The following is a 24,159-nucleotide window of genomic DNA, read 5'->3' on the forward strand; positions in this document are numbered from 1 at the left end:
ATGCGCGGCATCAAAACAGCCAAGACCCAACCGTTTGATCAGCGATCAAAGCTCAATCGCTGGTTGGTCCTTATGGGCATAGTGAGTGTCGGGGTGATTGGCATCGGTTTGTTGGTTTTGATGACGCAAGCGACAGGCAATCGCGAGCGTTACAACCAAAACTACGAATGGTTGGTTTTGACCAATGCCGTTGTGGCCGCAGGCTTGCTTGTCACGATTGCTTGGGGCATGGTCCGCCTGTTGCTCAGGCTGCGCAGAGGGCAGTTTGGATCCAGACTGTTGCTCAAGTTGGCCGGCATTTTCGCCTTGGTGGGGGTCATTCCGGGTGTGCTGATTTACGTGGTTTCTTACCAGTTCGTATCACGGTCCATTGAAAGCTGGTTTGATGTCAAAGTTGAGGCGGCACTAGTAGCGGGCTTGAACCTGGGACGAGCCACCTTGGACACCCTCAGTGAAGATCTGGCCAAGCAGGCGAAAGCGGCCGCCACACAATTGGCGGAAACCAACGACATGACGGCCGGTTTTGCCGCAGAAAAAATCAGAACCCAAATGGGTGCAAGTGATGTTGTCATCTGGACGGGCAATGGCCGGATGGTGGCCAGTTCCGGGCAATCGCGGTTTCAAATCAGGGCAGAGCGTCCCAGTGCGCAGCAGCTCAAGGAGGCGCGTCAAAACGGCCGAGCCGTGTGGATCGAAGGGCTGGACGAATCCATACCCGGCGGTGATAAGGGGCGTATCAAGGTGCTGGTGTCCATTCCTCAGCTCAGTTTGGCCTTTGATGAGGATCGTCGCCTGTTGCAAGTCATTCAAGACTTGCCGCCGACCCTGGTGAACAATGCCTTGGACGTGCAATCAGCTTACCGCGAATACCAAGAGCGGGCATTGGCAAGAGAGGGGCTGCGACGCATGTACATCGGCACACTGACATTGAGTTTGTTTCTTGCTGTTTTGGGTGCCATTTTGCTGGCTGTTTTGTTGGGCAATCAACTGGCCAGGCCTTTGTTGCTTTTGGCCCATGGTATGCGACAAGTGGCAGCGGGAGACCTCCGGCCCAAACTGGCCTTGCAAGGCAAGGATGAATTGGGTGGATTGACACGCTCGTTTGCCGACATGACGCAACAACTCTCGGACGCACGTGGCAGTGTGGAGCGTAGCCTGAGCCAGCTGGGTCAGGCACGAAGCAATTTGCAAACGATTCTTGACAACCTCACGGCAGGGGTGATGGTGCTGGATGGACAAGGTGTCATTCAATCAGCCAATCCGGGGGCAACGCGCATTCTGCGTGTGCCCGTGGCGGCCTACGAGGGTCAAGCCATGTTGAAGTTATCAGGCTTGGAAAGTTTTTCCCAAGGTGTGGCCGATCAATTCACACTATTGCGATCTGACAAAGAAGCGCATGAGTTGGACCATTGGCAAAAATCTTTCGAGATCCATGCATCTGGCCAGGGCCTGGCCCAAACGGCCATTACCGTATTGGCACGAGGTGCGGTGCTACCGGATGGCATGCGCTTGCTGGTGTTCGATGACATCTCGGAAATCGTCTCTGCAGAGCGCGCGCAAGCCTGGGGAGAAGTGGCCAGAAGGCTGGCGCATGAAATCAAAAATCCCTTGACCCCCATTCAATTGTCAGCAGAAAGACTGCAGCGCCGGTTGATCGGAAAGCTGGCTGAGCCCGATGAAGCCGTGTTGGCCAAATCGGTCAAAACCATCGTTGATCAAGTGGATGCCATGAAGCGTCTCGTCAATGAATTTCGCGACTATGCTCGCTTGCCCACAGCAGAGCTAAAACCCGTACAACTCAACACATTGATTTCAGACGTGATGGCCTTGTACGCATCTGAACCGAATGACCATGTCAGTCGTGCGCTCATCACCACCGAACTGGACAATGCGTGCCCTGTCATCATGGGGGATGAACAGCAGCTGCGACAAGTCATTCACAATCTTTTGCAAAACGCACAGGATGCATGCGAGGCGCGAGGCAATGGTCTTCAAGATGCGCAAGTTTGTGTTCGCACGGATTGGGGTGCCTCCCGGCATCGGGTTCGACTGACAGTGACTGACAGTGGACCGGGGTTCACGCCCAACATCTTGCAGCGGGCTTTTGAACCCTATGTCACCACCAAGTCGAAGGGCACAGGTTTGGGCTTGGCCGTTGTGAAAAAAATCATTGATGAACATGGTGCCAAAATTGATCTTGGAAACATTCAGGAAAATGGCCTGATCAAGGGTGCTCAAGTGTCGTTATCATTCGCAGTTGTGCAGGCAACAGAGGCGCATGATCAGCCCTCTTCATGAACAGAGACAAGACAGGCATATGGCAAATATATTGGTGGTTGACGATGAGCTGGGCATTCGCGACCTGCTCTCAGAAATCCTCTTTGACGAGGGGCACCAGGTCGAACTTGCCGAAAATGCAGCCCAAGCCAGACAAGCGCGGCAAAACATGCGCCCGGATCTGGTCCTGCTGGACATCTGGATGCCCGACACGGATGGCGTCAGTCTGTTGAAGGAGTGGGCGGCTTCCGGACTGTTGAACATGCCTGTCATCATGATGAGTGGGCACGCCACCATCGATACTGCTGTGGATGCGGTCAAGATTGGTGCTCAAGCATTTCTGGAAAAACCCATCACCTTGCAAAAATTGCTCAAGGCGGTAGAACAAGGCTTGGCACGCGACCAAGTCAAGCAAGCGGTGTTGGCTGCAGCACCCCTGGCACCATCGAATTTTTTGTCCATGTCTTCGCTCCTGGCAGAGTCGAGCATGGCACCAGAAGTACAGCAAAGTTTTGAATTGGATCGCCCTTTGCGTGAAGCGCGGGATGCTTTTGAAAAAGCTTATTTTGAATTTCACTTGGCACACGAAGGTGGATCCATGACGCGGGTCGCTGAAAAAACAGGTCTTGAGCGCACACATCTTTATAGAAAACTCAAACAACTGGGTGTTGACTTGTCACGAAGCAAGCGTCTTGGTTGAATTGCGTTGACGCATGGCAGACGTGGCTTTTTCCTCTGCTATAATTCAAGCTTAGGCCCGGTAGCTCAGTTGGTAGAGCAGCGGATTGAAAATCCGCGTGTCGATGGTTCGATTCCGTCCCAGGCCACCAAATCAACGTCGTAGAAATTCAAGCTTCTACGACGTTTTCTTTTCGATAAAACCCTTTTCCTCGATAGCTCAGTCGGTAGAGCGCCGGACTGTTAATCCGTAGGTCCCTGGTTCGAGCCCAGGTCGAGGAGCCATCTGGGGTGGTGTCGAAAAAAGCACGGAGTGGTAGTTCAGTTGGTTAGAATACCGGCCTGTCACGCCGGGGGTCGCGGGTTCGAGTCCCGTCCACTCCGCCAAAGTGATATCTGCGGGAATAGCTCAGTTGGTAGAGCGCAACCTTGCCAAGGTTGAGGTCGCGAGTTCGAGCCTCGTTTCCCGCTCCAGATGCCGCATGCATCTGGTGATGCAAGCCTCAGTGGAACTGAACAAGCAAGGCTTTTTCGTTGCCGAGGTGCTCAAAGTGCTGCGCCCGCCAACCATCTGCTGGCGGGATGCCCAGCAGGTCGTTTCAAACATGCGTACACACCTGAGCTGCTTCGCGTCATTTTCCCGGCATGATTTGCCCTCAAAATCCGCTTCTGTACGATGAAGATGGAGTTCGTTGAATGACCCCCACAGATTTTTCTCGCCGCCAATGGGTGGCCTCTGCTGTGACCAGCAGTTTGCTTTGGCACGTTGGAGCTCGGGCCAGTGCATACCCTGAGCGAACAGTGCGAATCGTTGTGCCTTTTGCAGCGGGTGCAGGCACGGATGCGATGGGGCGTTTGTTGGCTCAGAAACTCTCGGACTTGCTCGGCGCCAGCGTGGTGGTCGAAAACAGGACGGGCGCATCGGGAGCCATTGGCACACAGCATGTGGCCCAGAGTGTGCCGGATGGTTACACACTCTTGCTGGTGGCGGCTCCATTTACGACAGTGTCTGCTGTTTTGCCGAGTGCAGGCTATGACCCCGTGACCAGTTTTACGCCGATCAGCATGGTGGCACAAGGACCGTTGATGTGGGCATGCAACAAAGATTTGCCGGTTCAAACCTTGGCTGAATTGGTGGCCTATGCCAAAGCGCGTCCGGGGCAACTCAACTATGGTTCAGCGGGAGCTGGCGGTATCAACCATTTGGTTTTGGAGCAATTGAAAGCGCGCACGGGGGTGTCGATTGTGCACATTCCGTATCGGGGCATAGCACCTGCTACGCTGGACATGATTGGGGGACAAATTCACCTGATCACGGGCACCATTCCGGCTTTGGCGCCGTTTGTGCGTGATGGTCGAATCAAGCCCTTGGCGGTAACGACGTCGCAGAGACACCAGGCATTGCCACAGGTTCCTGGGCTGCTGGAGTTGGGTTTGGCGGATCTGGTCGCTTTGAATTACTTCGGCTTGGTCGCACCCAAGAGTACGCCACTCGATGTGACGGAGCGGCTGGCTCAAGCGATTGGCCGTATCTCGGCCATGCCCGATGTGCAGGCGCGCTTCAGGGTGGATGCGCTTGAGGTCGCGCCATTGGGGTCGTCTTACCTTGAGCGATTCATACGCACTGACCTGGATGCCTGGAAAAAAGTGGTGCAGCAGCAAGGCATCAAAATCGATCAGCTCTGAGCGCCTGCATGACCGGGCTGGCAACAAGCGTTTTCAACGAAGCCAGAGCTGTTCTGGATAGACATCAAGGGCGTCCGCGAGACTCATGCGTCAAAAAGCATGTTGTTTTGCATTTGCACAGCACCACTGCGTGCCAGTTCGTCCAGCATCATGTCCAGCCATGCATTCAGGCTATGACCTTGTCCAAAACGCTGGTGAAGTTCTTTCATGTAGGGAACGCTCAAGGCCCATTCGTTGAATTCGACTTTCGAAATTTGGCCCCATTCAAGTAATTTGAACTTGATCAAGACCTTGGTGCCATAGCGGGCATGCCGCTCGGGCTGTCTGGCAAAACCTTCCAGCTTTTGGCGGGCCAGCGCCAATGCAGGCGCGACCTCGGTGAACACCGCGCCATGCCCGGGGATGATGGTGGCCGGGTTCAGTCGCTCGATCAGGTCCAGCGTTTGCCCCACTTCATCAAAGGCTGCCACACCGGCCAGTTCGGGAAACACCACGCCAAAACCGTTTTGCCACAAGGCGTCGGCTGACATGAGCAGGCGGTGCGCCGGGGCAAACAAAATCACCGAATGGGGGTCATGGCCCGGGGCTGCATGCACTTCCCAGTCCATGTCTGCCCAGTGGTGCGTGCAGCCCGGTTGCAGCAGTCCGGTGAAGCGAAAGGGGGGGCAATTTTGGCCGGTGGGCTGATAACTCAAGGCGTCTTCGTTCCAGCCCTGTACGGCATCTGCCAGACCTGGAGGAATCCAGGTGGACAGGGCGGGGTAATGCGCCTGCAGCGCCTGGTTGCCACCGCAGTGGTCGCTGTGCAGGTGCGTGTTGACCAGCTGGTCGAGGGGATGTCCCTGCAAAGCTTGCGTGACCAGGGCGAGGGTTTGCTCCTGATGGGTCACATACCCGCTGTCGACCAGGGTGGCGCTGTGTGCGTCCTGCAGCAAGATGTTGTTGGCCGACAGCCAACCACGTTCGAACACGGTGACGCCGGGCGGCAAAAGGCGGGTATGGGTCATGTTTTATTTCTGGCTGCGCAGGTCACGCCGCAAGATCTTGCCCACGTTGGACTTGGGCAGCTCGTCCCTGAATTCGATGTATTTGGGGCGCTTGTAACCCGTCAGGTTGTCATGGCAGAAACGGGCCACGACCTCTTCGGTGAGCAGAGGGTCGTTGCGCACCACAAACACCTTGATGGCCTCGCCCTGCATTGCGTCCGGAATGCCGATGACCGCACATTCCACCACTCCCGGGCAGGTCGAGATGAGATTTTCCAGTTCGCTCGGGAAGACGTTGAAACCGCTGACGATGATCATGTCCTTTTTACGGTCCACGATGCGTGTGAAGCCCTGTTCGTCCATGATGCCAATGTCGCCCGTGCGCATGAAACCATCGGCGGTGAAAGTTTTGGCGTTTTCCTCAGGCTGGTTGAAATAACCGGGCATCACGTTGGGGCCGCGGATGCAAATCTCGCCCGATGTGCCCAGTGGCTGGCTGTGCCCCGCATCGTCTTTGATGGCGATGTCGATGCTGGGCAGTGGCAGGCCAATGTTGCCGCTGAACACGGTCTGGGTGACCGGGTTGTTGGTGCCGATCGCACAGGTCTCGCTCATGCCCCAGCCTTCAATCATGGCGCTGCCTGTGGCCGCTTGCCAGCTGCGGGCCGTGCCTTCCGATGCGGCCATGCCGCCCGCTTGAGTCAGCTTGAGCGAAGAAAAATCAATGGCCTTGAACATCGGGTGCTGCATCAGGGCGTTGAACAGGGTGTTCACACCGGGCAACACATGAAAGGGACGCTGCTTGAGCACTTCGATGAATTTGGCGAAGTCGCGTGGGTTGGGCACCAAAGTCAGAAAGGAACCCTGTCGCATCGCCAGCAGGCACAGTGTCAGTGCAAAGATGTGGTAAAGCGGCAAAGCCGCCACGTTGTTGACTTTGCGCAGGTCAGGGATGTCGGTCAGCGCGGGCGAAAACCAAGCCTCGGCTTGCAAGATAGCGGCGACAACGTTGCGGTGGGTCAACACAGCGCCCTTGGACAGACCGGTCGTGCCGCCGGTGTACTGAAGGAATGCGGTGTCATCCAGTGATTGCGGCGTCGGACGCAGGGTCAGGTTGCGGCCCTGTGAAAGGGCTTGTTTGAAGGTCGTGACCGTGCGTCCGCCATCCAGCGGCAACTCGAATTCAGGCACCATTTTGGCCAGGTGACGCACGGCAAAGGTCATCCAGCGGCCATACCAGGGGCCCAGCAAGTCACCGATCGACGCCAGCACCACATGCTGCACGCCCGTCTGTGCGATCACGTCCTGCAAGGTGGCCGCAAAATTTTCCAGGATGACGATGGCGCTGGCGCCCGAATCCTTGAGCTGATGTGCCAGCTCGCGGGCGGTGTACAGCGGGTTCACGTTCACGCAGGTGTACCCGGCACGTAAAACAGCGGCCATGGTCACGGCAAACTGGGGCAGGTTGGGCAGCATGATGGCCACCCGGCTGCCCGGGGCCAGGCCCTGGCTTTGCAGCCAGGCACCCAGGGCGGTGGACAGCTGGTCCAATTCCTTGTAACTCATCCAGCGGTTCATGCAGACCGAGAACGGGCTGTCACCATGTTGACGAAAAGCCGTCTCCAGCAAATCGGTCAGGCTTTTGTATTGCTCGGTGTCGATGTCGTGGGGTACGCCGGGGGGGTAATTTTTTAGCCAGATACGTTCCATGTACTTCTCTCCTACTGAGTAAGCATTGTCACCAGCTCCGGTCTGTGCCGTGATCGGGCAAATCCCATGTGTGTGCGATAGAGGTCTCACAGGCGACAAATCCGGGGGCTGGTGAGGTCAAGGTAAAGGGTGCAAAATAAGCGTTAACCCTAGGTCTTGACATGAGCAGCCCCGCCCCACGCCCACCTTTTCGTTTGAGCCAGGTTTTGAGCCGTCTGTGGCAGCGATGGGTCAGGCCCGGAGACCCGCCACCCGGCAGCTCACCCAGCAGGCGTCTGAGAGCATTGCGCTGGGTGCCAATCCGGTCGCTGTCGGCCCGCCACAAGCCACGCATCGAACGGCATCTGCTGGCCCTGGCCCCGCAAGACCGATACCTGCGGTTCGGCTATGCCGCCACCGACGAGCAGATCGGGCGTTACGTGATGGGGCTGAATTTCGAGCGCGACGAGATTTTCGGCGTGTTCAACCGGCGACTGGAACTGGTGGCCATGGCGCATCTGGCCTATTCCATCGACCCGCAATGGGCCACCTGCGCCGAGTTTGGCGTGTCGGTGTCGTCCCATCAGCGCGGTAAGGGACTGGGGGCCCGGTTGTTTGACCATGCGGTCATGCATGCTCGCAACCAAGGCGTGAGCTTGTTGTTCATCCATGCCCTGAGCGAAAACTCGGCCATGCTCAAGATCGCCCGCCAGGCGGGGGCGGCGGTGCAACGTGACGGCAGCGAAAGCGAGGCCTATCTCACCTTGCCGCAAGCCAATCTGGACAGCCAGTTCAGCGGCTTGATGCAGGAACAAATGGCCCAGGTGGATTACCAGCTCAAAATGCAGGCCCAGCAATTTCGGGAGTGGTTGGCCACCTTGCAAGAGATTCGGCAAGGTGTGCGTGAGGCCCGCCACAAATCCTGAGCTCGGCCATGCGCTGGGCTGTCATGTGAATCCGCTATCCTAGAGGCCTTGCAACAACCGCATGTCCTGCACTTTGTGACTGTGTCAGACCCTTATCCTGCGCGCCCAGCCGAGCGCGAAGACAAGCGCAGTTTTCTGCAAAAACTCGCTGAATTCATCCATCCCGGACCAGACTCCACCGACGAATTGATCGAAACGCTGGCCGAGGCAGAGGACAACCAGATCATCAACGCCGAGAGCCGCCTGATGCTGGAAGGCGTGATCCGCATGGCCGATATGCGGGCGGGTGATGTCATGGTGGCTGCACCCCGCATGGACTTGCTGAACATTGAGGCCCCGTTTGAGCAATTGCTGCACCAGGTGATCGAGACCGCGCATTCGCGTTTTCCGGTCTACGAAGGCAAGCGGGAAAACATCATTGGTATTTTGCTGGCCAAAGATCTGCTGAAGTTGCAGCGAGCCCCTGAGCTGAACATTCGGGCCCTGCTGCGACCTGCCGTGTTTGTCCCTGAAAGCAAGGCCCTGAATGACCTGTTGCGACAGTTCCGTGACAACCGCAACCACCTGGCCATCGTCATCGACGAGTTTGGCCGCACCGCAGGTCTGATCACCATCGAAGATGTGTTGGAACAAATCGTGGGCGAGATCGAGGATGAATTCGACATCGCCGATGACGAGGGCGATATTTTTGGTTTGCCGGATCGCAGTTTCCGCGTCAGCGGTGACACGTCGTTGAATCGTGTCAGCGAAGCCTTTGGGGTGAATTTGCACAAAGCCCGAGAAGACGCTGAAGGTCCGGACTTCGACACCATTGGAGGACTGATTGCCCACGAAATGGGCCATGTGCCGCGTCGGGGTGAGCAGTACATTTTGGCGGGCCTGCAGTTTGTGGTCCTGCACACCCGGGCGGGGACCGTGCGCTGGTTCAAGGTTTTTCCTGCGGCCCCTGCACCAGGGAATCCTGGATGAAGTTCGGTCAGCAGCCTGCGCGCAGGTTTCAAACCCTGTGGCCTGCTTTGGCAGGTGCCTTGCAGGCCATGTCCATCGCCATGCCCGGCAGTGGCCAAGCACAGGGTTGGTTGCAGGTTCTGAGTCTGGCCATGCTGGCTGCTGGGCTGGCTGGCTTGGCCCGCAATGCTGTGTCTGGCCGCCCAAGCGTCCAGCAGGCCGCTTGGTTGGGCGGGGTGTTTGCCACGGGCTGGCTGGCGGGCTGTTTTTGGTGGTTGTACGTGTCCATGCACCATGTGGGGGGAATGCCCGCGCTGCTGGCGGCTCTGGCGGTGCTGGCACTCGCGGCATCATTGGGGCTGTATTACGCTGCTGCAGCGGCCACCTGGCTGGCTTTGGCGCGGGGCCTGACAGCCCATCGGCCCGGCCTGGCCAGCGCCTTGTTTGCCGCCTTGTGGACCTTGGCCGAGCTCATGCGCGGTCGCTGGCTCACCGGCTTTCCCTGGGGAGCCGGGGGTTACGCACACGTGGACGGCATGCTGGCCGCTTGGGCACCCTGGATCGGCGTCTACGGCATGGGTGCCATTGCCGCCTGGCTGGCCATGCGCCTGGCCCTGGCAGGCTGGCGGCTGCACGCGCTCAGGCCCTTGGTCGGTGTGGCGCTGGCCTCCTGGGGCCTGCAGGCCTGGGTGCCGACCTTCACGACCTCGGCTGGACTGGCGCAAGTCGAACTTCTGCAAGCCAACATTTCCCAAACTGACAAGTTCCAAGTGGGCAGTGGCGTGCGAGATGCGCTGCAGTGGTACGACGCCCAATTGCGCAGCACCCGCCAGCCCTTGGTGGTGGCACCGGAAACCGCGATTCCCCTGCTGCCACACCATTTGCCCGAAGGCTATTGGACCGGTTTGCAGCAGCATTTCGCTCGTTCAAACATATCGATGGCTTTGGTCGGGCTGCCCCTGGGCAACCTGGCCGAGGGTTACACCAATTCGGTGGTCGCCCTGGGGCCCGAAGGCAGCGCCCCTTACCGCTACAACAAATCGCACTTGGTGCCTTTTGGCGAGTTCATGCCGCCGGGCTTCGTCTGGTTCATCCGCATGATGAACATCCCGCTGGGTGATTTCCGCTCGGGCGGCTGGCGGCAACCCTCGCTGGTCTGGCAAGGCCAGCGTCTGGCCCCCAACGTCTGCTACGAAGACTTGTTCGGAGAGGAGTTGGCCATCCGTTTCCGGGATGCGGAGCAAGCCCCCACCGCCTTGGTCAATGTGAGCAACATCGCGTGGTTTGGCGACACCCTGGCGGTCGACCAGCATCTGAACATCTCGCGCCTGCGGGCCATGGAACTGGGACGCCCCATGCTGCGCGCCACCAACACGGGGGCTACGGCCATCATTGACCACATGGGCCGCGTCACGCAACAGTTGCCGCGTTTCACACGGGGCAGTTTGACCGGCACGTTTGACGGTCGACAGGGTCTGACGCCCTATGCACGCTGGGCTGCCAACTGGGGCTTGTGGCCGCTTTGGTGTTTGTGCTGTGCGGTGGTGGCGCTGACCCTGTGGCGTCGTCGGGTGCGCTGACCCGGCACAGGGGCGGTCGCTGCAAATTCGCCAGCTTGGACAGGATTGGGGCATCCTCTGCCCTCGGGGCGAAGTCGGCCACTTCACGCCAGACTGGCTGAACAGCAAAGACCGTAAAATCGAGGGTTCGCGCCAGTGCATGGTGCCCACTCAACCTATAAGCCAGCTTGCTGCTGGCCGCCTGAGTCCATGTTGACCTTCCAGCAAATCATTCTCAAATTGCAGCAATACTGGGACGCCCAGGGCTGTGCTCTACTCCAGCCCTACGACATGGAAGTTGGCGCGGGCACCAGCCACACCGCCACGTTCTTGCGCGCCATCGGCCCCGAGCCATGGAAAGCCGCCTATGTGCAGCCCAGCCGCCGCCCCAAAGACGGCCGCTACGGCGAAAACCCCAACCGTTTGCAGCACTACTACCAATTCCAGGTGGTTTTGAAGCCAGCGCCCAGCAACATCCTGGAGCTGTATTTGGGCAGCCTGGAAGCCTTGGGTTTTGACTTGAAGAAAAACGACATCCGTTTTGTCGAAGACGACTGGGAAAACCCAACGCTGGGCGCCTGGGGCCTGGGCTGGGAAGTCTGGCTCAACGGCATGGAAGTCACGCAGTTCACCTATTTCCAGCAAGTGGGCGGCATCGACTGCAAGCCGATCACAGGCGAGATCACCTACGGCCTGGAGCGCTTGGCCATGTATTTGCAGGGCGTGGACAACGTCTACAACCTGAAGTGGACCGAGACCATGAGCTATGGCGACGTGTACCACCAAAACGAGGTCGAGCAGTCCACTTACAACTTCGAGCACTCGGATGCTGATTTCCTGTTTGTGGCCTTCAGCGCCCACGAAAAACAGGCGCAGAACCTGATCGTTCAGCAGCTGGCGCTGCCCGCCTACGAGCAAGTGCTCAAGGCCGCGCACACCTTCAACCTGCTGGACGCGCGTGGCGCCATCAGCGTGACCGAGCGCGCCGCCTACATCGGCCGCATCCGCAACCTGGCCCGCAGCGTGGCCCAGAGTTATTACGAAAGCCGCGAACGTCTGGACTTCCCGATGGCCCCGCGTGAATGGGTTGCCCAAATGCCCAAGAAAGCCGCGTGAGGGAGAAACGACATGACGACACAAAATTTGCTGGTGGAATTGTTTGTGGAAGAGCTGCCGCCCAAGGCGCTCAACAAGTTGGGTGCGGCGTTTTCGGGCGTGCTGGCCGAGCAACTGAAGGCCCAAGGCTTGGCTTCGGCCGACGCGGTGGTGACGGCCTTTGCCTCACCCCGCCGCTTGGCCGCGCATGTGACCGCCGTAGCCGCGCAAGCCGCCGACAAGGCCGTGCAGCAAAAGCTGATGCCCGTGGCCGTGGGCCTGGACGCTGCGGGCAACGCGACACCGGCACTTCTGAAAAAACTGCAAGCTCTGGGCGCCGATGTGAGCGACCCGGCTGCGGCCGTGGCCGCGCTCAAGCGCGCCCCGGACGGCAAGGCCGAGGCGCTGTTTTACGACAGCCTGCTGAAAGGCGCTTCGCTGCAAGCGGGCCTGCAAAAAGCTTTGGAAGAAGCGCTGGCCAAGCTGCCCATCCCGAAGGTCATGCAGTACCAGCTGGAAACCGATTGCGAGCTTCCAGGCTGGAGCAGCGTGAATTTTGTGCGCCCCGCGCACAGCCTGATCGCCCTGCACGGCAGCGTCGTGGTGCCGGTCAAGGCGCTGGGCCTGACGGCTGGCAACAGCACGCAAGGCCACCGCTTTGAGGCCAAAGTCTCGCCCGTGGTCTTGCCCCACGCCGACCAATACGACGAAGTGCTCAAGCGCGACGGCTCGGTGATCGCCAGCTTTGCCGAGCGCCGCGCCGAAATTGTGCGCCAGCTGCAAGCTGCGGCTGCCAAGGTGGGTGGTGGTTGCCAACCGATTGAGGATGACGCCCTGCTGGACGAAGTGACCGCGCTGGTCGAGCGCCCGAATGTGCTGACCTGCCAGTTCGAGACCGAGTTTTTGGGCGTGCCGCAAGAGTGCCTGATCCTCACGATGAAGGCCAACCAGAAATACTTCCCTTTGATCGATGCGTCGGGCAAATTGACGAACCGTTTTTTGGTGGTGAGCAACATCAGCCCCGACGACGCCTCGTTCGTGATCGGCGGCAACGAGCGCGTGGTGCGCCCGCGCTTGGCCGATGCCAAATTCTTCTTTGACCAGGACCGCAAGAAAACGCTCGAATCACGCGTCGAAGGCCTGTCTAAAGTGGTCTATCACAACAAGCTGGGCACGCAAGGCGAGCGCATGGCGCGGGTTTGCGCCATCGCCAAGGCGATTGGCCAGCAAGTGGGTGGCGACGCCCTGGCCGCGCAAGCCGAACAGGCGGCCCGCCTGGCCAAAACCGATTTGCTGACCGACATGGTGGGCGAGTTCCCTGAGCTGCAGGGCATCATGGGCGGCTACTATGCCCGCCACGATGGCCTGTCCACCGAGGTGGCCGAGGCGATTGAAGACCACTACAAGCCGCGCTTTGCGGGCGACGAGTTGCCGCGCAACAATGTGGGCCTGGTGGTGGCGCTGGCCGACAAGCTCGAAACCCTGGTCGGCATGTTCGGCATTGGCAACGTACCCACGGGCGACAAAGACCCGTTCGCGCTGCGCCGCCATGCTTTGGGCGTGATCCGCATGCTGATCGAAAAAGACGTGGCTTTGGGCTTGCCGGAGTTGCTGGCCCTGTCTGCCCCCGTGTTTGGCGACAAGATCAGCGGTGGTGCAGACGCCTTGATCGACTTCATCTACGACCGCCTGTCCGGTAGCTTGCGCGAGCAAGGCTACAGCGCCCAAGAAGTCGACGCCGTCATGGCCCTGCGCCCGGCCCGTCTGGGTCAGGTCAGCCAGTTCCTGTCGGCCGTGCGTGCCTTTGCCGCCCTGCCCGAGAGCCCCGCGCTCGCCGCAGCCAACAAGCGCATCGGCAACATTCTGAAGAAAGCCGGGGAGGTGGACGCGCATGTGAACACTGCCTTGCTGCAGGAAGACGCCGAGAAAAACCTCTACGCCGTCATGCAAAAGCTCTTGCCTGAGTCGCAAGCGCAGTTCCAGGCAGGCGACTACACCGCCAGCCTGCAGACGCTGGCCGCGCTGCGCGCCCCGGTCGATGCCTTCTTTGACGATGTGATGGTCAACGCCGAAGAAATGGACTTGCGTCTGAACCGCCAGGGCTTGCTCAAAAGCCTGCACGTGGCGATGAACCGCGTGGCCGATTTGTCGCGTCTGGCGGCCTGAGTGCCTGATCCCGCTCCGCCATGAACACCCACCTAAAACTCGTCATCCTGGACCGCGACGGCACGATCAACCGGGCCAGTGACGAGTTCGTCAAATCACCGGACGAGTGGCACCCCCTGCCTGGCGCGCTGGAGGCGATCAGCCGCCTGAACCATGCCGGTTTTCATGTGGTGCTGGCGACCAACCAGTCGGGGCTGGGTCGGGGCTTGTTTGACATGGCTGCGCTCAACGCTGTACACAGCTGCATGCTCAAGACGCTGGCCGCATCGGGGGGGCGCATTGACGCGATTTTTTATTGCCCGCATGCGCCGGACGAAGGCTGCACCTGCCGAAAGCCCGCTCCGGGGTTGCTGCATCAAATTCAAGAGCGTTACGGTATGGAACTTCAAGGCGTTCCTTATGTGGGCGACAGCCTGCGTGACATGCAGGCCGCGGAGTCGGCCGGGTGTGCGCCGCATCTGGTCAAAACCGGGCGACATCCCGATGTGACAGCTTCGTTGTTGCCGCAGGACTTTCCTGTCCAGACGCAGGTCCACGCCGATCTGGCCGCTTTTGTGGATCACCTGCTGCGGGTCACGCCTGCCGCCGATGCCGTGGTCTGATGTGCCTTCACTGAATCCTCACGCCGCATGAATTTCATTCGCTCTCTTGTCCATATCTTGTGGATGGCCATCACTGTGGTGCCTTGGGCGCTGTTCGTGGTTGTCATCTCTTACTTTGTCAGCAGCACACGCTTGTACTGGATTTGTGCCGCATGGCTGCGTCTGGCGGTGAACAGCGGCACCTGGATTTTGGGCATTCAAAACCGCATTCAGGGCATGGAAAACCTGCCTCAAGGCAGCAAAGACCCGGCGGTCTTGCTGGTCAAGCACCAGTCCACCTGGGAGACCTTTGTCATGCCCGCGATCATGCCGCACCCGCTGGCCTATGTGTTCAAAAAAGAGCTGCTCAGCGTGCCGTTTTTCGGCTGGGCCATGGGCCGTCTGGACATGATTCACATCGACCGCAAGCAGCGCTCGCGCGCTTTTGCCAAGGTGGTTCAGCAAGGCCGCCGCCTCATGGAAGAGGGCGTGTGGGTGATCATGTTTCCGGAGGGCACGCGCATCCCTCGGGGCCAAAAGGGCGAATACAAAAGCGGCGGTGCCCGTCTGGCCATTGCAGCGGGCGTGCCGGTCATTCCAATTGCAGTCACGTCGGCGCGTTGCTGGCCGACCCGAGCGTTCGTGAAGACGCCCGGTGTGGTGGACATCTCGATCGGTAAAGCCATCTCCAGCGAGGGGCGCAGTGCCGATGAGCTGATGCTCGAAGCCGAGACCTGGATTGAGTCCGAAATGCACCGCCTTGACCCCGATGCTTATCCGGAATCAGTGGCCCACTGAGGCGTGTGGCGGGCAAACCATGCGTGCGCCTTTGCAATTTGTATTGGATTTTTTCACGGGGGGAGATCCCGTGATGCCAGCGTCCGGTCGTGCGTCCGGGCCTGCACAGGCCATACCCACCACGCCAGCCCTGTTGCCACGGGATGCGGATGCGCCGCCGTCAGACCACCGTTCTCCTGTTGTTGATTCGGGCTTGACCGGAGGCGCGCATGTGCTTGCCTCTTCTGGCTTCACCCACCCCGCAGCCAATCGCCATGCGCAGTTGCAAGAGGTGCGGGTGTCTTACCGTTTTGAGCGCTCGCGCCGCAAGAGCATCGGCTTCATGGTGGGTGCCGATGGCTTGGTGGTGCGCGCGCCCAACTGGGTGCCGCTGCGCGAGGTGGACGCCGCCGTGCAGGAAAAAGGGGCCTGGATCGTGGCCAAGCTGCAGCAGTTCAAGGAGCGGCAGACCGAGCAATTCCAAAAAGCCATCGAGTGGCGCCATGGTGCCGAGGTGCCTTTTTTGGGGCGCACGGTCCAGCTGTGTGTGCTCGAGCGCGGCGTGGGCCGGGTGTTGGGGCAAGACATTCCACCGGATCAGGTGTTGCCCGTCACAGTGCCGCCAGGGGCTTCGGTGACCCAGGTGCGCGATGCTGCGCAGGTGTGGCTCAAGAAGCAGGCCAAAGCTTTGTTTGAGCAGCGTCTGCACCACTTCGCGCCTTTGTTGGGCGTGCGCTGGCAAAAGCTCAGCCTGTCAAGCGCCAGCACGCGCTGGGGCAGTGCCCGCACGGATGGCCATATCCGCTTGAACTGGCGCTTGATCCACTTGCCGATCAGTCAAATCGACTATGTCGTGGTGCATGAACTGGCGCATCTTCGGGAGATGAACCACAGCCCCCGTTTCTGGGAAACCGTGGGCGAGGTCATGCCGGACTACGCACAGCGGCGCAAAGCCCTTCGGCAAGCGCCTGTGGACTTGGCTCAGGATTGAGCGGTGCTGAAACGGTAAATGCCGTCGGCACCGCGATGGCGTGCCAGTCGGCCAGCCAGCCAAAGCAAATTCAGATGGGCCACGGCTTCGCCCACGGCAAAGGTGGTCTGGTGGACATCCAGAGCGCGTCTGAAAATCAAAGGCAGTGCATCGTGCGCGCTGAGCGCCTGCTGGCTGCAGGCTTCCAGCAATTCGCTCAAACGTTCGTCATGGTGGGCGCGCAATTGCGCAATGCGGTTGGCAGCCCCTTTGAATGGCCGCCCGTGCGAGGGCAGGATCAGCGTCTCGTCCGGCAGGTGGGCCATTTTGTCCAGCGAGTCCAGAAACAGCTGCAGCGGGTTGCTGTCGGGCTCCATGGCGTACACGCTGACGTTGGTGGAAATCGAGGGCAGCAACATGTCGCCGCTGATCAGCAGCTGGTTGTGGGCATCGTGCAAAGCCATGTGCTCAGGTGAATGGCCAAAGCCGCTGATGCATTGCCAGGTTCGCTCGCCGATTTTGACCGGTGCACCCGCCATGAGACGCACGAACGTGGGCGGTATCTTGGGCACCATGCTGGGGTAGTAGCCCACGCGTGAGCTGACCACGGCCAATTCGTCGGGTTGGGTCCAGCCGTGGGCGGCAAAGAATTTCACGGTCGCATCGCCACCAAAGTTGGATTGACCGCTGCAAGCCAGCATGGCCGATTGGTATTCGCTGGTGCTGATCCACAAAGGCGCTTGCCAGCGTTCACACAGCCAATGCGCCAGGCCCATGTGATCCGGGTGCATGTGGGTCACCAGCACGCGCAAGATGGGCAGACCTTGCAGCAACGCTTGCTCAACCTGCAACCAGGCCTCTCGTGTGGCCGGGTTGTCGATCCCGCAGTCCACCGCCGTCCAGCCCTCTTGCATCACGCCCGCTTGTGTGGGGTGGGGCATGCGGTCGCGCAACAACCACAAATTGATGTGGTTGAGCGCAAAGGGCAGGCCCATGCGCAACCAAAAAATGCCCGGTGCCACCTCGGTGACTGAACCCGAGGCGGGCAACTGTTCGCCCAGGGGGTAGTGCAGCGGTGGGGGTTGGACGCTGGCCTCTGGTCGATGCATCACGGGGGCTGTGGGCAATGTGGACATACGTCAGGTGGTTTGGGTTAGCATTCGGATCATTGACGTTAACGTTAACGTCAAACATGAAATCACATTCTAGGGGGCGGTTTTTGACCCAACTGTCTCCGTTGCGCAAGCAAGCTAAGGACCCTCCACGCCATGGCGAACACGTACACGATCAGCGATCTGGCCCAGGAATTTGACCTGACCACCCGCGCCATCCGTTTTTACGAAGACATGGGCCTGCTGGAGCCCGAGCGCTCCGGTCCGGGTGGGCGCAACCGGGTTTATTCGGCCAGGGACCGCACCCGCCTGAAACTGACGCTCAGGGCCAAACGCCTGGGCTTGTCGCTCACCGAGGCCAAGGACCTGATCGACATGTACGACAGCCCGCGTGACACGGGCCCTCAGCTCAAGAAATTTCTGGTGGTGCTGGCCGAACACCGCCGTCAGCTCGAATCGCAACTGGCCGACCTGCAGGCGACGCTGGACGAGGTCAAAACCCACGAAAAAGAGACCCGCAGTTTGCTGAATAAGGCGTCCAAAGCCACAAATCCCGGTTGAATCCGGCGCAGACAAGGCGTGCATTCTGGTGTTCTCCTGATTGACGTTTACGTAAACGTCAATTAAAGTCTTGCCCTGAACTGCTTTCAGGACTCCATGTGACCACAGCCCCATCTCCTCATGAGCGCGTAGCCCTCAGCCTGGCCCGTCAAGGCATGATGACCCACTTGGGCGTGCGCTTGGTCTCGGCCACGCCCGGGCAGGTTGAGTTGGCCCTGCCCTACAGCGACAAACTGACCCAGCAGCAAGGGGGCTTCCATGGTGGCGCCATTGGCGCACTGGCGGACATTGCCGGGGGCTACGCTGCTCTCACGGTGGCACCCGAGGGCATGGAGGTGGTCACCGTGGAATACAAAATCAATTTTCTGAACAGTTTGCAGGGCGGCGAAATTCGCGCCATCGGCAAAGTGATCAAGGCGGGTCGCCGCGTCATCGTCACGTCGGCAGAAGTGGTACACATCGATGCCGATGGCAAAACATCGCCCTGCGCGGTGATGCAGCAGACCGTGGCACCCGTTCCCCAAACGTATTAACCCCTGTTTCAAGCCGCAGCACAGCGCGCTGAACCCCAAAAGACCCCCACAAGGAGACCCCATGAACAACCTGCCCGGCCTGAATTTCCAACTCGGTGAAGACATCGACGCCCTGCGCGACGCGGTGCGTGACTTTGCCCAAGCCGAAATCGCCCCCCGCGCCGCCGAGATTGATCGCAACGACCAGTTCCCGATGGACCTGTGGCGCAAGATGGGCGATCTGGGTGTGCTGGGCATCACCGTGGGTGAGGAATACGGCGGTGCCAACATGGGCTATCTGGCGCACATGATTGCCATGGAAGAAATTTCGCGTGCCAGCGCCTCTGTGGGCCTGAGCTATGGCGCGCACTCCAACCTGTGCGTGAACCAGATCAAGCGCAATGGCACACCCGAGCAGCGCGCCAAATACCTGCCCAAGCTGATTTCTGGCGAGCATGTCGGGGCCTTGGCCATGTCCGAACCCGGTGCAGGCTCGGACGTGCTGAGCATGAAGCTCAAAGCCGAAGACAAAGGCGGTTATTACCTGCTCAACGGCTCCAAGATGTGGATCACCAACGGTCCCGATGCCGACACCTTGGTGGTGTACGCCAAGAGCGAGCCAGAACTCGGCGCGCGCGGCGTGACGGCCTTTTTGATCGAAAAAGGCATGAAGGGTTTTTCCATCGCGCAAAAGCTCGACAAGCTGGGCATGCGCGGCAGCCACACGGGCGAGCTGGTGTTCAACAACGTCGAAGTACCCGAAGCCAACATCCTGGGTGGTCTGAACAACGGCGCCAAGGTGCTGATGAGCGGCCTGGACTACGAACGCGCTGTGCTCACGGGTGGCCCGTTGGGCATCATGCAGTCCGTCATGGACAACGTCATCCCCTACATCCACGACCGCAAGCAGTTTGGCCAAAGCATTGGCGAGTTTCAGCTGATTCAGGGCAAAGTGGCCGACATGTACACCGTGCTGCAAGCCGGTCGCAGTTTCGCCTACACCGTGGCCAAAAACCTCGATCTGCTGGGTGCCGAGCATGTGCGTCAGGTGCGCAAAGACTGCGCCAGCGTCATCCTCTGGACGGCTGAAAAAGCCACTTGGATGGCAGGCGAGGGCGTGCAGATTTTCGGCGGCAACGGCTACATCAACGAATACCCGCTGGGTCGCCTCTGGCGCGACGCCAAGCTGTACGAAATTGGTGCGGGCACGTCAGAGATTCGCCGCATGCTGATTGGCCGAGAGCTGTTTGCCGAAACCTGCTGAAGTCGTCTGTCACACAGCGCAAGGCCAGTGCGGCGACAATCCGACCATGACCTCTTCACTGCAAAACCTTCTGGACAACAACCGCCAATGGTCTGAGCGCATGGTGCGCGATGACCCGGCTTTTTTCTCGCGCCTGGCCAACCAGCAAAACCCCAAGTATTTGTGGATCGGCTGCTCCGACAGCCGCGTGCCCGCCAACCAGATCACCGGGCTGGACCCGGGCGAGGTGTTCGTGCACCGCAACGTGGCCAACGTGGTGGTGCATTCCGACCTGAACGCCCTGTCGGTCATCCAGTACGCGGTGGACGCGCTCAAAGTCGAGCACATCATGGTGGTTGGGCATTACGGCTGCGGTGGCGTGCTGGCCACGCTGCGGGGCATGCGCGTGGGCCTGGCCGACAACTGGCTGCGCCATGTGCACGACGTCAAGGTGCGCCACCGTCGCCGCCTCGATCACCTGACGGTGCCCGAGCAAGAAGATGCTTTGTGCGAGATGAACGTGATCGAGCAGGTGGGCAACGTGGCCCTGACCAATGTGGTGCAAGACGCCTGGTCGCGCGGACAAAAGCTCAGCGTGCACGGCTGGTGCTATGGCATCAAAGACGGACTGGCCAAAGACCTGGGCGTGAGCATGAGCGGCGCGCACGAGGTGGTGGACGTGTTCCGCAACGCCTTCAAGCGCTACCCCCGGGGCGTCTGAGCGCCGTGTGCTCATGAGCTTGGCCGAACTTCTGGAGATGGGCAGTTATGCGGTGACCGTGTTCGGTCTGCCCTATGCGGCCTGGGCCTTCTGGGTTGAGCAGCGCAAGGAGCGCGAGAACGAAGAAGAAGAGGCTTACCAGCACCTGTCGGACGCCTACAACGATTTCCTGAAAGTGGTGCTGGACCACGCTGATCTGCAGCTGCGCACCACGCAGGCTCTGCCGAACCCGACGCCCGAGCAGCGCGAGCGCATGATGACCATCTTCGACATGCTGATCGCCTTGTTCGAGCGGGCCTATCTGATTGCGTATCGCGCGGAAATGAGCGCCACCGAACAGCGGCGCTGGAACTCCTGGGACGACTATATGCGCGAGTGGTGCAGGCGTGACGATTTCCGCCAAGCCTTGCCCCTCATGCTGCGTGGCGAAGACCCCGACTTCGTGGCTTATATCCGCCGCATTGCCGAAGAAGAAACCGGCGAACACCTCATCATTGCCGACATCCACCAAAACACTTGAAAGGCCCCACCATGTCACTCGATCCCATCGTCATTGTCAGCGTTGCCCGCACACCCATGGGCAGCTTCCAGGGCGACTTCTCCGCGCTGGCCGCCCACGACTTGGGCGGCGCGGCCATCAAAGCCGCTGTCGAGCGCGCAGGCATCAGCTCTGAGCTGGTCACCGAAGTGCTGTTTGGCAACTGCCTGATGGCGGGCCAGGGCCAGGCGCCTGCGCGTCAGGCGGGCTTCAAAGGCGGCTTGCCCAAGAGCGCGGGCGCAGTCACGCTGTCTAAGATGTGTGGTTCCGGCATGCGTGCGGCCATGTTCGCGCACGACATGCTGGTGGCGGGCACGCACGATGTGCTGGTGGCCGGCGGCATGGAAAGCATGACCAATGCGCCCTACCTCATGCTCAAGGGCCGAGGTGGCTACCGCATGGGTCATGACCGCATCTTCGACCACATGATGCTCGACGGCCTGGAAGACGCTTACGAGCCCGGCCGCAGCATGGGCACCTTTGGCGAAGATTGCGCGGCCAAATACAGCTTCACCCGCGCCGAGCAAGACCACTTTGCCACCACCAGCGTGCAGCGTGCCAAGGCCGCCACCGAGTCGGGCGCGTTTGCCACCGAAATCACGCCTGTGACGGTGAAAGACCGCAGCGGCGAGCGCGTGGTGTCCATTGACGAAGGCCCGGGCAAAGTCAAACTCGACAAGATCACCAGCCTCAAGCCCGCCTTCAAAAAAGACGGCACCATCACCGCCGCCAGCAGCTCGTCCATCAACGACGGCGCGGCCGCGATGGTGCTGATGCGCGAGAGCACCGCCGCCAAGCTCGGCTGCAAACCGCTGGCCCGCATCGTTAGCCATGCCACCCACGCGCAAGAGCCCGAGTGGTTTGCCACTGCCCCCGTGGGCGCGACCCAAAAGGCGCTGGCCAAAGCCGGTTGGAAAGTGGAAGACGTCGACCTGTGGGAGGTCAACGAAGCCTTTGCCGTGGTGCCCATGGCGCTGATGAAAGAGCTGAACGTGCCGCACGACAAGGTCAACGTGAACGGTGGTGCCTGTGCTTTGGGCCACCCCATCGGTGCATCCGGTGCCCGCATCATGGTCACCCTGATCCACGCGCTCAAGGCGCGAGGCCTCAAGAAGGGTCTCGCCACGCTGTGCATCGGCGGCGGCGAAGGCACGGCTGTGGCGTTGGAGTTGGTGTGAATTCGGTTTCCGTAGGTCGGAGCTTCAGCTCCGACATCTGCCTGCAAAGGTTTCATGTCGGGGCTAAAGCCACCGACCTACAGCTGGACTGCCGCGCTTCGCTCTCAGTGACGAATGGAGATGCCTCATGACCACCGTCCTCCTCATCGGCGCATCCCGCGGCATCGGCTTTGAATTGGCCCGCCAATACCTGGCCGACGGCTGGCGCGTGATCGCCACCGCCCGCTCTGACGATGGCTTGGCCCGGCTCAAAGCCCTGGGCGCACAAACCCTGCGCCTTGACGTGGCCAACCCGGCCAGCAACTCGGGCCTGTCCTGGCAGCTCGATGGCGAAAAAATCGACCTGGCCATTTACGTGGCGGGCGCGATGGACCGCAACAATGCCAGCACCCCGCCCACCCGCGACAGCTTTGACGCCGTGATGCACGCCAATGTGATGGGCGCGATGCAGGTCATTCCCCAGATCGCGCCCATGGTGCAAGAAACGCAAGGCGTGATCGCTTGCATCAGCTCCATCATGGGCAGCATGCACGAAACCACCAGTGGCAATGCCGCGCTTTACCGCGTGAGCAAGGCGGCGCTCAACATGGTGGTGCGCTGCACGCAAGCCGAGCAGCCCGACGTGACCGTGCTGGCCATCCACCCCGGTTGGGTGCAGACCGACATGGGCGGCGCGCAAGCCCCCCTCACGCCCGAGCAAAGCGCAAGCAGCCTGCGCCAAACGCTGAACCACATCCTTGAACATCGCGACCCGAAACACCGGGGTGCATTTTTGAACCACGACGGCCAGAGCCTGCCGTGGTGACCCGATAAAGAAAGACAGACATGCTGCTGACCCCCGACCAGGAAATGATCCGCGACGCCGTGCGCGACTTTGCACAACGCGAACTCTGGCCCCGCGCCGCGGAGTGGGACAAAAAGCACCACTTTCCCAAAGGTGTGCACAAGGGCCTGGCCGAGCTGGGTGCGTATGGCATTTGTGTGCCCGAAGAACTGGGCGGGGCGGGCCTGGACTACGTGACGCTGGCGCTGGTGCTCGAAGAAATCGCGGCCGGTGACGGCGGCACCAGCACCGTCATCAGTGTGACCAATTGTCCCGTGAACGCCATCTTGATGAAGTTTGGCAACGCACAGCAAAAGAAGCAGTGGCTCGAACCTCTTGCGCGTGGCGAGATGCTGGGCGCGTTCTGCCTGACCGAGCCGCATGTGGGCAGCGATGCTTCGTCGTTGCGCACGACGGCGGTGAAAGACGGCGACAGCTACGTCATCAACGGGGTCAAACAGTTCATCACCAGTGGCAAGAACGGGGACGTGGCCATCGTCATCGCCGTGACCGACAAGGGCGCAGGCAAAAAAGGCATGAGCGCTTTCCTCGTGCCGACCAACGCCCCGGGCTATGTGGTGGCGCGCCTGGAGGACAAGCTGGGCCAGCACAGCAGCGACACCGCACAGATCAACTTCGACAACTGCCGCATCCCGGCTGAGAACCTGATTGGCAAAGAAGGCGAGGGCTATGGCATTGCCCTAGGCGGTCTCGAAGGCGGGCGCATCGGCATCGCCGCGCAGAGTCTCGGCATGGCCCGCAGTGCGCTCGAAGTGGCGATTGACTACGCCAAGCAGCGCGAAAGCTTTGGCACCCCCATCTTCAACCACCAGGCCGTGGGTTTCCGCCTGGCCGACTGCGCCACGCAGCTTGAAGCCGCGCGCCAGCTGATTTGGCACGCGGCCAGCCTGCGCGACGCGGGACGCCCTTGCCTCAAAGAGGCCGCCATGGCCAAGCTGTTTGCCAGCGAGGTGGCCGAAACAGTTTGCTCGGCCGCCATCCAGACCCTGGGCGGCTACGGTTATGTGAGCGACTTCCCGGTCGAGCGCATCTACCGCGATGTGCGCGTGTGCCAGATTTACGAAGGCACCAGCGACGTGCAGAAAATCATCATCCAGCGCGCACTTTGATGT

General features: G+C 60.3%; 23 protein-coding genes and 4 tRNA genes. 24 read left to right on the plus strand and 3 right to left on the minus strand.

From position 1 onward, the window contains the following. The 8 genes from B9Z47_RS12830 to B9Z47_RS12865 all read left to right on the plus strand — a co-directional run bounded on the left by B9Z47_RS12830 (nucleotide 1) and on the right by B9Z47_RS12865 (nucleotide 4,641). Nucleotides 1-2,298 (plus strand): ATP-binding protein, encoded by a 2,298-nt coding sequence (locus B9Z47_RS12830; RefSeq protein WP_108331641.1) that lies wholly within the window; start codon nucleotides 1-3, stop codon nucleotides 2,296-2,298. A 19-nt stretch (nucleotides 2,299-2,317) separates the two neighbouring features. Beyond that, nucleotides 2,318-2,977, plus strand: a complete 660-nt coding sequence (locus B9Z47_RS12835; RefSeq protein WP_108331642.1) for a response regulator — start codon at nucleotides 2,318-2,320, stop codon at nucleotides 2,975-2,977. Nucleotides 2,978-3,031: 54 nt separating this feature from the next. Next, nucleotides 3,032-3,107, plus strand: a tRNA-Phe gene (locus B9Z47_RS12840). A 57-nt stretch (nucleotides 3,108-3,164) separates the two neighbouring features. Beyond that, nucleotides 3,165-3,240, plus strand: a tRNA-Asn gene (locus B9Z47_RS12845). A gap of 25 nt (nucleotides 3,241-3,265) precedes the next feature. Then, nucleotides 3,266-3,342 (plus strand) — tRNA-Asp (locus B9Z47_RS12850). Nucleotides 3,343-3,353: 11 nt separating this feature from the next. Continuing rightward, a tRNA-Gly gene (locus B9Z47_RS12855) sits at nucleotides 3,354-3,429 on the plus strand. Nucleotides 3,430-3,437: 8 nt separating this feature from the next. Continuing rightward, a complete protein-coding gene (locus B9Z47_RS19005) occupies nucleotides 3,438-3,635 on the plus strand; it encodes a hypothetical protein (RefSeq protein WP_108331643.1) in 198 nt (65 codons plus the stop codon). Nucleotides 3,636-3,651: 16 nt separating this feature from the next. After that, the gene (locus tag B9Z47_RS12865) at nucleotides 3,652-4,641 is read left to right on the plus strand and encodes a tripartite tricarboxylate transporter substrate binding protein (RefSeq protein WP_108331644.1); all 990 of its coding nucleotides are present in this window, start codon (nucleotides 3,652-3,654) and stop codon (nucleotides 4,639-4,641) included. Nucleotides 4,642-4,724: 83 nt separating this feature from the next. Here the strand turns inward: B9Z47_RS12865 and B9Z47_RS12870 are convergent, their stop codons facing one another. Together B9Z47_RS12870 and B9Z47_RS12875 are read right to left on the minus strand one after the other, a co-directional pair. Beyond that, the gene (locus tag B9Z47_RS12870; protein WP_108331645.1) at nucleotides 4,725-5,648 is read right to left on the minus strand and encodes an MBL fold metallo-hydrolase; all 924 of its coding nucleotides are present in this window, start codon (nucleotides 5,646-5,648) and stop codon (nucleotides 4,725-4,727) included. Between the two features lie 3 nt (nucleotides 5,649-5,651). Beyond that, entirely contained in the window at nucleotides 5,652-7,337 is a 1,686-nt protein-coding gene (locus B9Z47_RS12875; protein ID WP_108331646.1) for an AMP-binding protein, read from the minus strand. A gap of 284 nt (nucleotides 7,338-7,621) precedes the next feature. Here B9Z47_RS12875 and B9Z47_RS12880 point away from each other — a divergent pair, with 284 nt between their 5' ends. The 8 genes from B9Z47_RS12880 (at nucleotide 7,622) to B9Z47_RS12915 (ending at nucleotide 16,359) form a co-directional block, all read left to right on the plus strand. Then, the gene (locus B9Z47_RS12880) at nucleotides 7,622-8,242 is read left to right on the plus strand and encodes an N-acetyltransferase family protein (protein ID WP_369912248.1); all 621 of its coding nucleotides are present in this window, start codon (nucleotides 7,622-7,624) and stop codon (nucleotides 8,240-8,242) included. Nucleotides 8,243-8,323: 81 nt separating this feature from the next. After that, nucleotides 8,324-9,211 (plus strand): HlyC/CorC family transporter, encoded by an 888-nt coding sequence (locus B9Z47_RS12885; RefSeq protein WP_108331761.1) that lies wholly within the window; start codon nucleotides 8,324-8,326, stop codon nucleotides 9,209-9,211. Continuing rightward, a complete protein-coding gene (gene lnt, locus B9Z47_RS12890; RefSeq protein ID WP_108331648.1) occupies nucleotides 9,208-10,770 on the plus strand; it encodes an apolipoprotein N-acyltransferase in 1,563 nt (520 codons plus the stop codon). The genes B9Z47_RS12885 and lnt overlap by 4 nt, the downstream gene beginning before the upstream one ends. Before the next feature lie 189 nt (nucleotides 10,771-10,959). Next, complete coding sequence (gene glyQ / locus B9Z47_RS12895; protein ID WP_108331649.1) at nucleotides 10,960-11,865, plus strand: glycine--tRNA ligase subunit alpha; 906 nt, start codon at nucleotides 10,960-10,962, stop codon at nucleotides 11,863-11,865. Between the two features lie 12 nt (nucleotides 11,866-11,877). Further along, the gene (gene glyS, locus B9Z47_RS12900; protein ID WP_108331650.1) at nucleotides 11,878-14,010 is read left to right on the plus strand and encodes a glycine--tRNA ligase subunit beta; all 2,133 of its coding nucleotides are present in this window, start codon (nucleotides 11,878-11,880) and stop codon (nucleotides 14,008-14,010) included. 20 nt (nucleotides 14,011-14,030) lie between these two features. Beyond that, entirely contained in the window at nucleotides 14,031-14,612 is a 582-nt protein-coding gene (gene gmhB / locus B9Z47_RS12905) for a D-glycero-beta-D-manno-heptose 1,7-bisphosphate 7-phosphatase (protein ID WP_108331651.1), read from the plus strand. A 27-nt stretch (nucleotides 14,613-14,639) separates the two neighbouring features. Continuing rightward, entirely contained in the window at nucleotides 14,640-15,389 is a 750-nt protein-coding gene (locus B9Z47_RS12910; protein ID WP_108331652.1) for a 1-acyl-sn-glycerol-3-phosphate acyltransferase, read from the plus strand. A 19-nt stretch (nucleotides 15,390-15,408) separates the two neighbouring features. Beyond that, the gene (locus B9Z47_RS12915) at nucleotides 15,409-16,359 is read left to right on the plus strand and encodes a M48 family metallopeptidase (protein ID WP_108331653.1); all 951 of its coding nucleotides are present in this window, start codon (nucleotides 15,409-15,411) and stop codon (nucleotides 16,357-16,359) included. On the opposite strand, the gene B9Z47_RS12920 is transcribed toward B9Z47_RS12915, so the two are convergent. Further along, nucleotides 16,350-17,474, minus strand: coding sequence for an MBL fold metallo-hydrolase (locus B9Z47_RS12920; RefSeq protein ID WP_108331654.1), 1,125 nt, complete (start codon nucleotides 17,472-17,474; stop codon nucleotides 16,350-16,352). The genes B9Z47_RS12915 and B9Z47_RS12920 overlap by 10 nt on opposite strands. A 132-nt stretch (nucleotides 17,475-17,606) precedes the next feature. Between B9Z47_RS12920 and B9Z47_RS12925 the strand changes: the two genes are divergently transcribed. From B9Z47_RS12925 to B9Z47_RS12960, 8 genes are all read left to right on the plus strand, one after another. After that, nucleotides 17,607-18,011, plus strand: a complete 405-nt coding sequence (locus B9Z47_RS12925; RefSeq protein ID WP_108331655.1) for a MerR family DNA-binding transcriptional regulator — start codon at nucleotides 17,607-17,609, stop codon at nucleotides 18,009-18,011. A gap of 98 nt (nucleotides 18,012-18,109) precedes the next feature. After that, nucleotides 18,110-18,544 carry a PaaI family thioesterase gene (locus B9Z47_RS12930; protein ID WP_108331656.1) on the plus strand — a complete coding sequence of 145 codons (435 nt, stop codon included), beginning with the start codon at nucleotides 18,110-18,112 and terminating at the stop codon, nucleotides 18,542-18,544. A 61-nt stretch (nucleotides 18,545-18,605) separates the two neighbouring features. Then, a complete protein-coding gene (locus B9Z47_RS12935) occupies nucleotides 18,606-19,787 on the plus strand; it encodes an isovaleryl-CoA dehydrogenase (protein ID WP_108285900.1) in 1,182 nt (393 codons plus the stop codon). A gap of 46 nt (nucleotides 19,788-19,833) precedes the next feature. Beyond that, entirely contained in the window at nucleotides 19,834-20,487 is a 654-nt protein-coding gene (can, locus tag B9Z47_RS12940; RefSeq protein ID WP_108331762.1) for a carbonate dehydratase, read from the plus strand. Nucleotides 20,488-20,500: 13 nt separating this feature from the next. Beyond that, the gene (locus B9Z47_RS12945) at nucleotides 20,501-21,007 is read left to right on the plus strand and encodes a hypothetical protein (protein ID WP_108331657.1); all 507 of its coding nucleotides are present in this window, start codon (nucleotides 20,501-20,503) and stop codon (nucleotides 21,005-21,007) included. Nucleotides 21,008-21,018: 11 nt separating this feature from the next. Further along, complete coding sequence (locus B9Z47_RS12950; RefSeq protein ID WP_108331763.1) at nucleotides 21,019-22,203, plus strand: acetyl-CoA C-acyltransferase; 1,185 nt, start codon at nucleotides 21,019-21,021, stop codon at nucleotides 22,201-22,203. A 127-nt stretch (nucleotides 22,204-22,330) separates the two neighbouring features. Then, a complete protein-coding gene (locus B9Z47_RS12955) occupies nucleotides 22,331-23,008 on the plus strand; it encodes an SDR family oxidoreductase (RefSeq protein ID WP_108331658.1) in 678 nt (225 codons plus the stop codon). A gap of 20 nt (nucleotides 23,009-23,028) precedes the next feature. Continuing rightward, nucleotides 23,029-24,156, plus strand: a complete 1,128-nt coding sequence (locus tag B9Z47_RS12960) for an acyl-CoA dehydrogenase family protein (RefSeq protein ID WP_108331659.1) — start codon at nucleotides 23,029-23,031, stop codon at nucleotides 24,154-24,156. Nucleotides 24,157-24,159 lie beyond the last annotated feature (3 nt).

It is taken from the genome of Limnohabitans sp. 2KL-1 (assembly GCF_003063435.1).
In the GTDB taxonomy this organism is placed as follows: domain Bacteria; phylum Pseudomonadota; class Gammaproteobacteria; order Burkholderiales; family Burkholderiaceae_C; genus Limnohabitans_A.

Bases quoted from the DNA above. Each gene is read 5' to 3' on its own strand.
- B9Z47_RS12865 (WP_108331644.1), top strand. From the start codon at position 3,652: ATGACCCCCACAGATTTTTCTCGCCGCCAATGGGTGGCCTCTGCTGTG.
- can (WP_108331762.1), top strand. From the start codon at position 19,834: ATGACCTCTTCACTGCAAAACCTTCTGGACAACAACCGCCAATGGTCT.
- B9Z47_RS12870 (WP_108331645.1), bottom strand. From the start codon at position 5,648: ATGACCCATACCCGCCTTTTGCCGCCCGGCGTCACCGTGTTCGAACGT.
- B9Z47_RS12955 (WP_108331658.1), top strand. From the start codon at position 22,331: ATGACCACCGTCCTCCTCATCGGCGCATCCCGCGGCATCGGCTTTGAA.
- B9Z47_RS19005 (WP_108331643.1), top strand. From the start codon at position 3,438: ATGCATCTGGTGATGCAAGCCTCAGTGGAACTGAACAAGCAAGGCTTT.
- lnt (WP_108331648.1), top strand. From the start codon at position 9,208: ATGAAGTTCGGTCAGCAGCCTGCGCGCAGGTTTCAAACCCTGTGGCCT.
- gmhB (WP_108331651.1), top strand. From the start codon at position 14,031: ATGAACACCCACCTAAAACTCGTCATCCTGGACCGCGACGGCACGATC.
- B9Z47_RS12925 (WP_108331655.1), top strand. From the start codon at position 17,607: ATGGCGAACACGTACACGATCAGCGATCTGGCCCAGGAATTTGACCTG.
- glyS (WP_108331650.1), top strand. From the start codon at position 11,878: ATGACGACACAAAATTTGCTGGTGGAATTGTTTGTGGAAGAGCTGCCG.
- B9Z47_RS12920 (WP_108331654.1), bottom strand. From the start codon at position 17,474: ATGTCCACATTGCCCACAGCCCCCGTGATGCATCGACCAGAGGCCAGC.
- B9Z47_RS12835 (WP_108331642.1), top strand. From the start codon at position 2,318: ATGGCAAATATATTGGTGGTTGACGATGAGCTGGGCATTCGCGACCTG.
- B9Z47_RS12935 (WP_108285900.1), top strand. From the start codon at position 18,606: ATGAACAACCTGCCCGGCCTGAATTTCCAACTCGGTGAAGACATCGAC.
- B9Z47_RS12830 (WP_108331641.1), top strand. From the start codon at position 1: ATGCGCGGCATCAAAACAGCCAAGACCCAACCGTTTGATCAGCGATCA.
- B9Z47_RS12910 (WP_108331652.1), top strand. From the start codon at position 14,640: ATGAATTTCATTCGCTCTCTTGTCCATATCTTGTGGATGGCCATCACT.
- glyQ (WP_108331649.1), top strand. From the start codon at position 10,960: ATGTTGACCTTCCAGCAAATCATTCTCAAATTGCAGCAATACTGGGAC.
- B9Z47_RS12945 (WP_108331657.1), top strand. From the start codon at position 20,501: ATGAGCTTGGCCGAACTTCTGGAGATGGGCAGTTATGCGGTGACCGTG.
- B9Z47_RS12960 (WP_108331659.1), top strand. From the start codon at position 23,029: ATGCTGCTGACCCCCGACCAGGAAATGATCCGCGACGCCGTGCGCGAC.
- B9Z47_RS12875 (WP_108331646.1), bottom strand. From the start codon at position 7,337: ATGGAACGTATCTGGCTAAAAAATTACCCCCCCGGCGTACCCCACGAC.
- B9Z47_RS12915 (WP_108331653.1), top strand. From the start codon at position 15,409: ATGCGTGCGCCTTTGCAATTTGTATTGGATTTTTTCACGGGGGGAGAT.
- B9Z47_RS12950 (WP_108331763.1), top strand. From the start codon at position 21,019: ATGTCACTCGATCCCATCGTCATTGTCAGCGTTGCCCGCACACCCATG.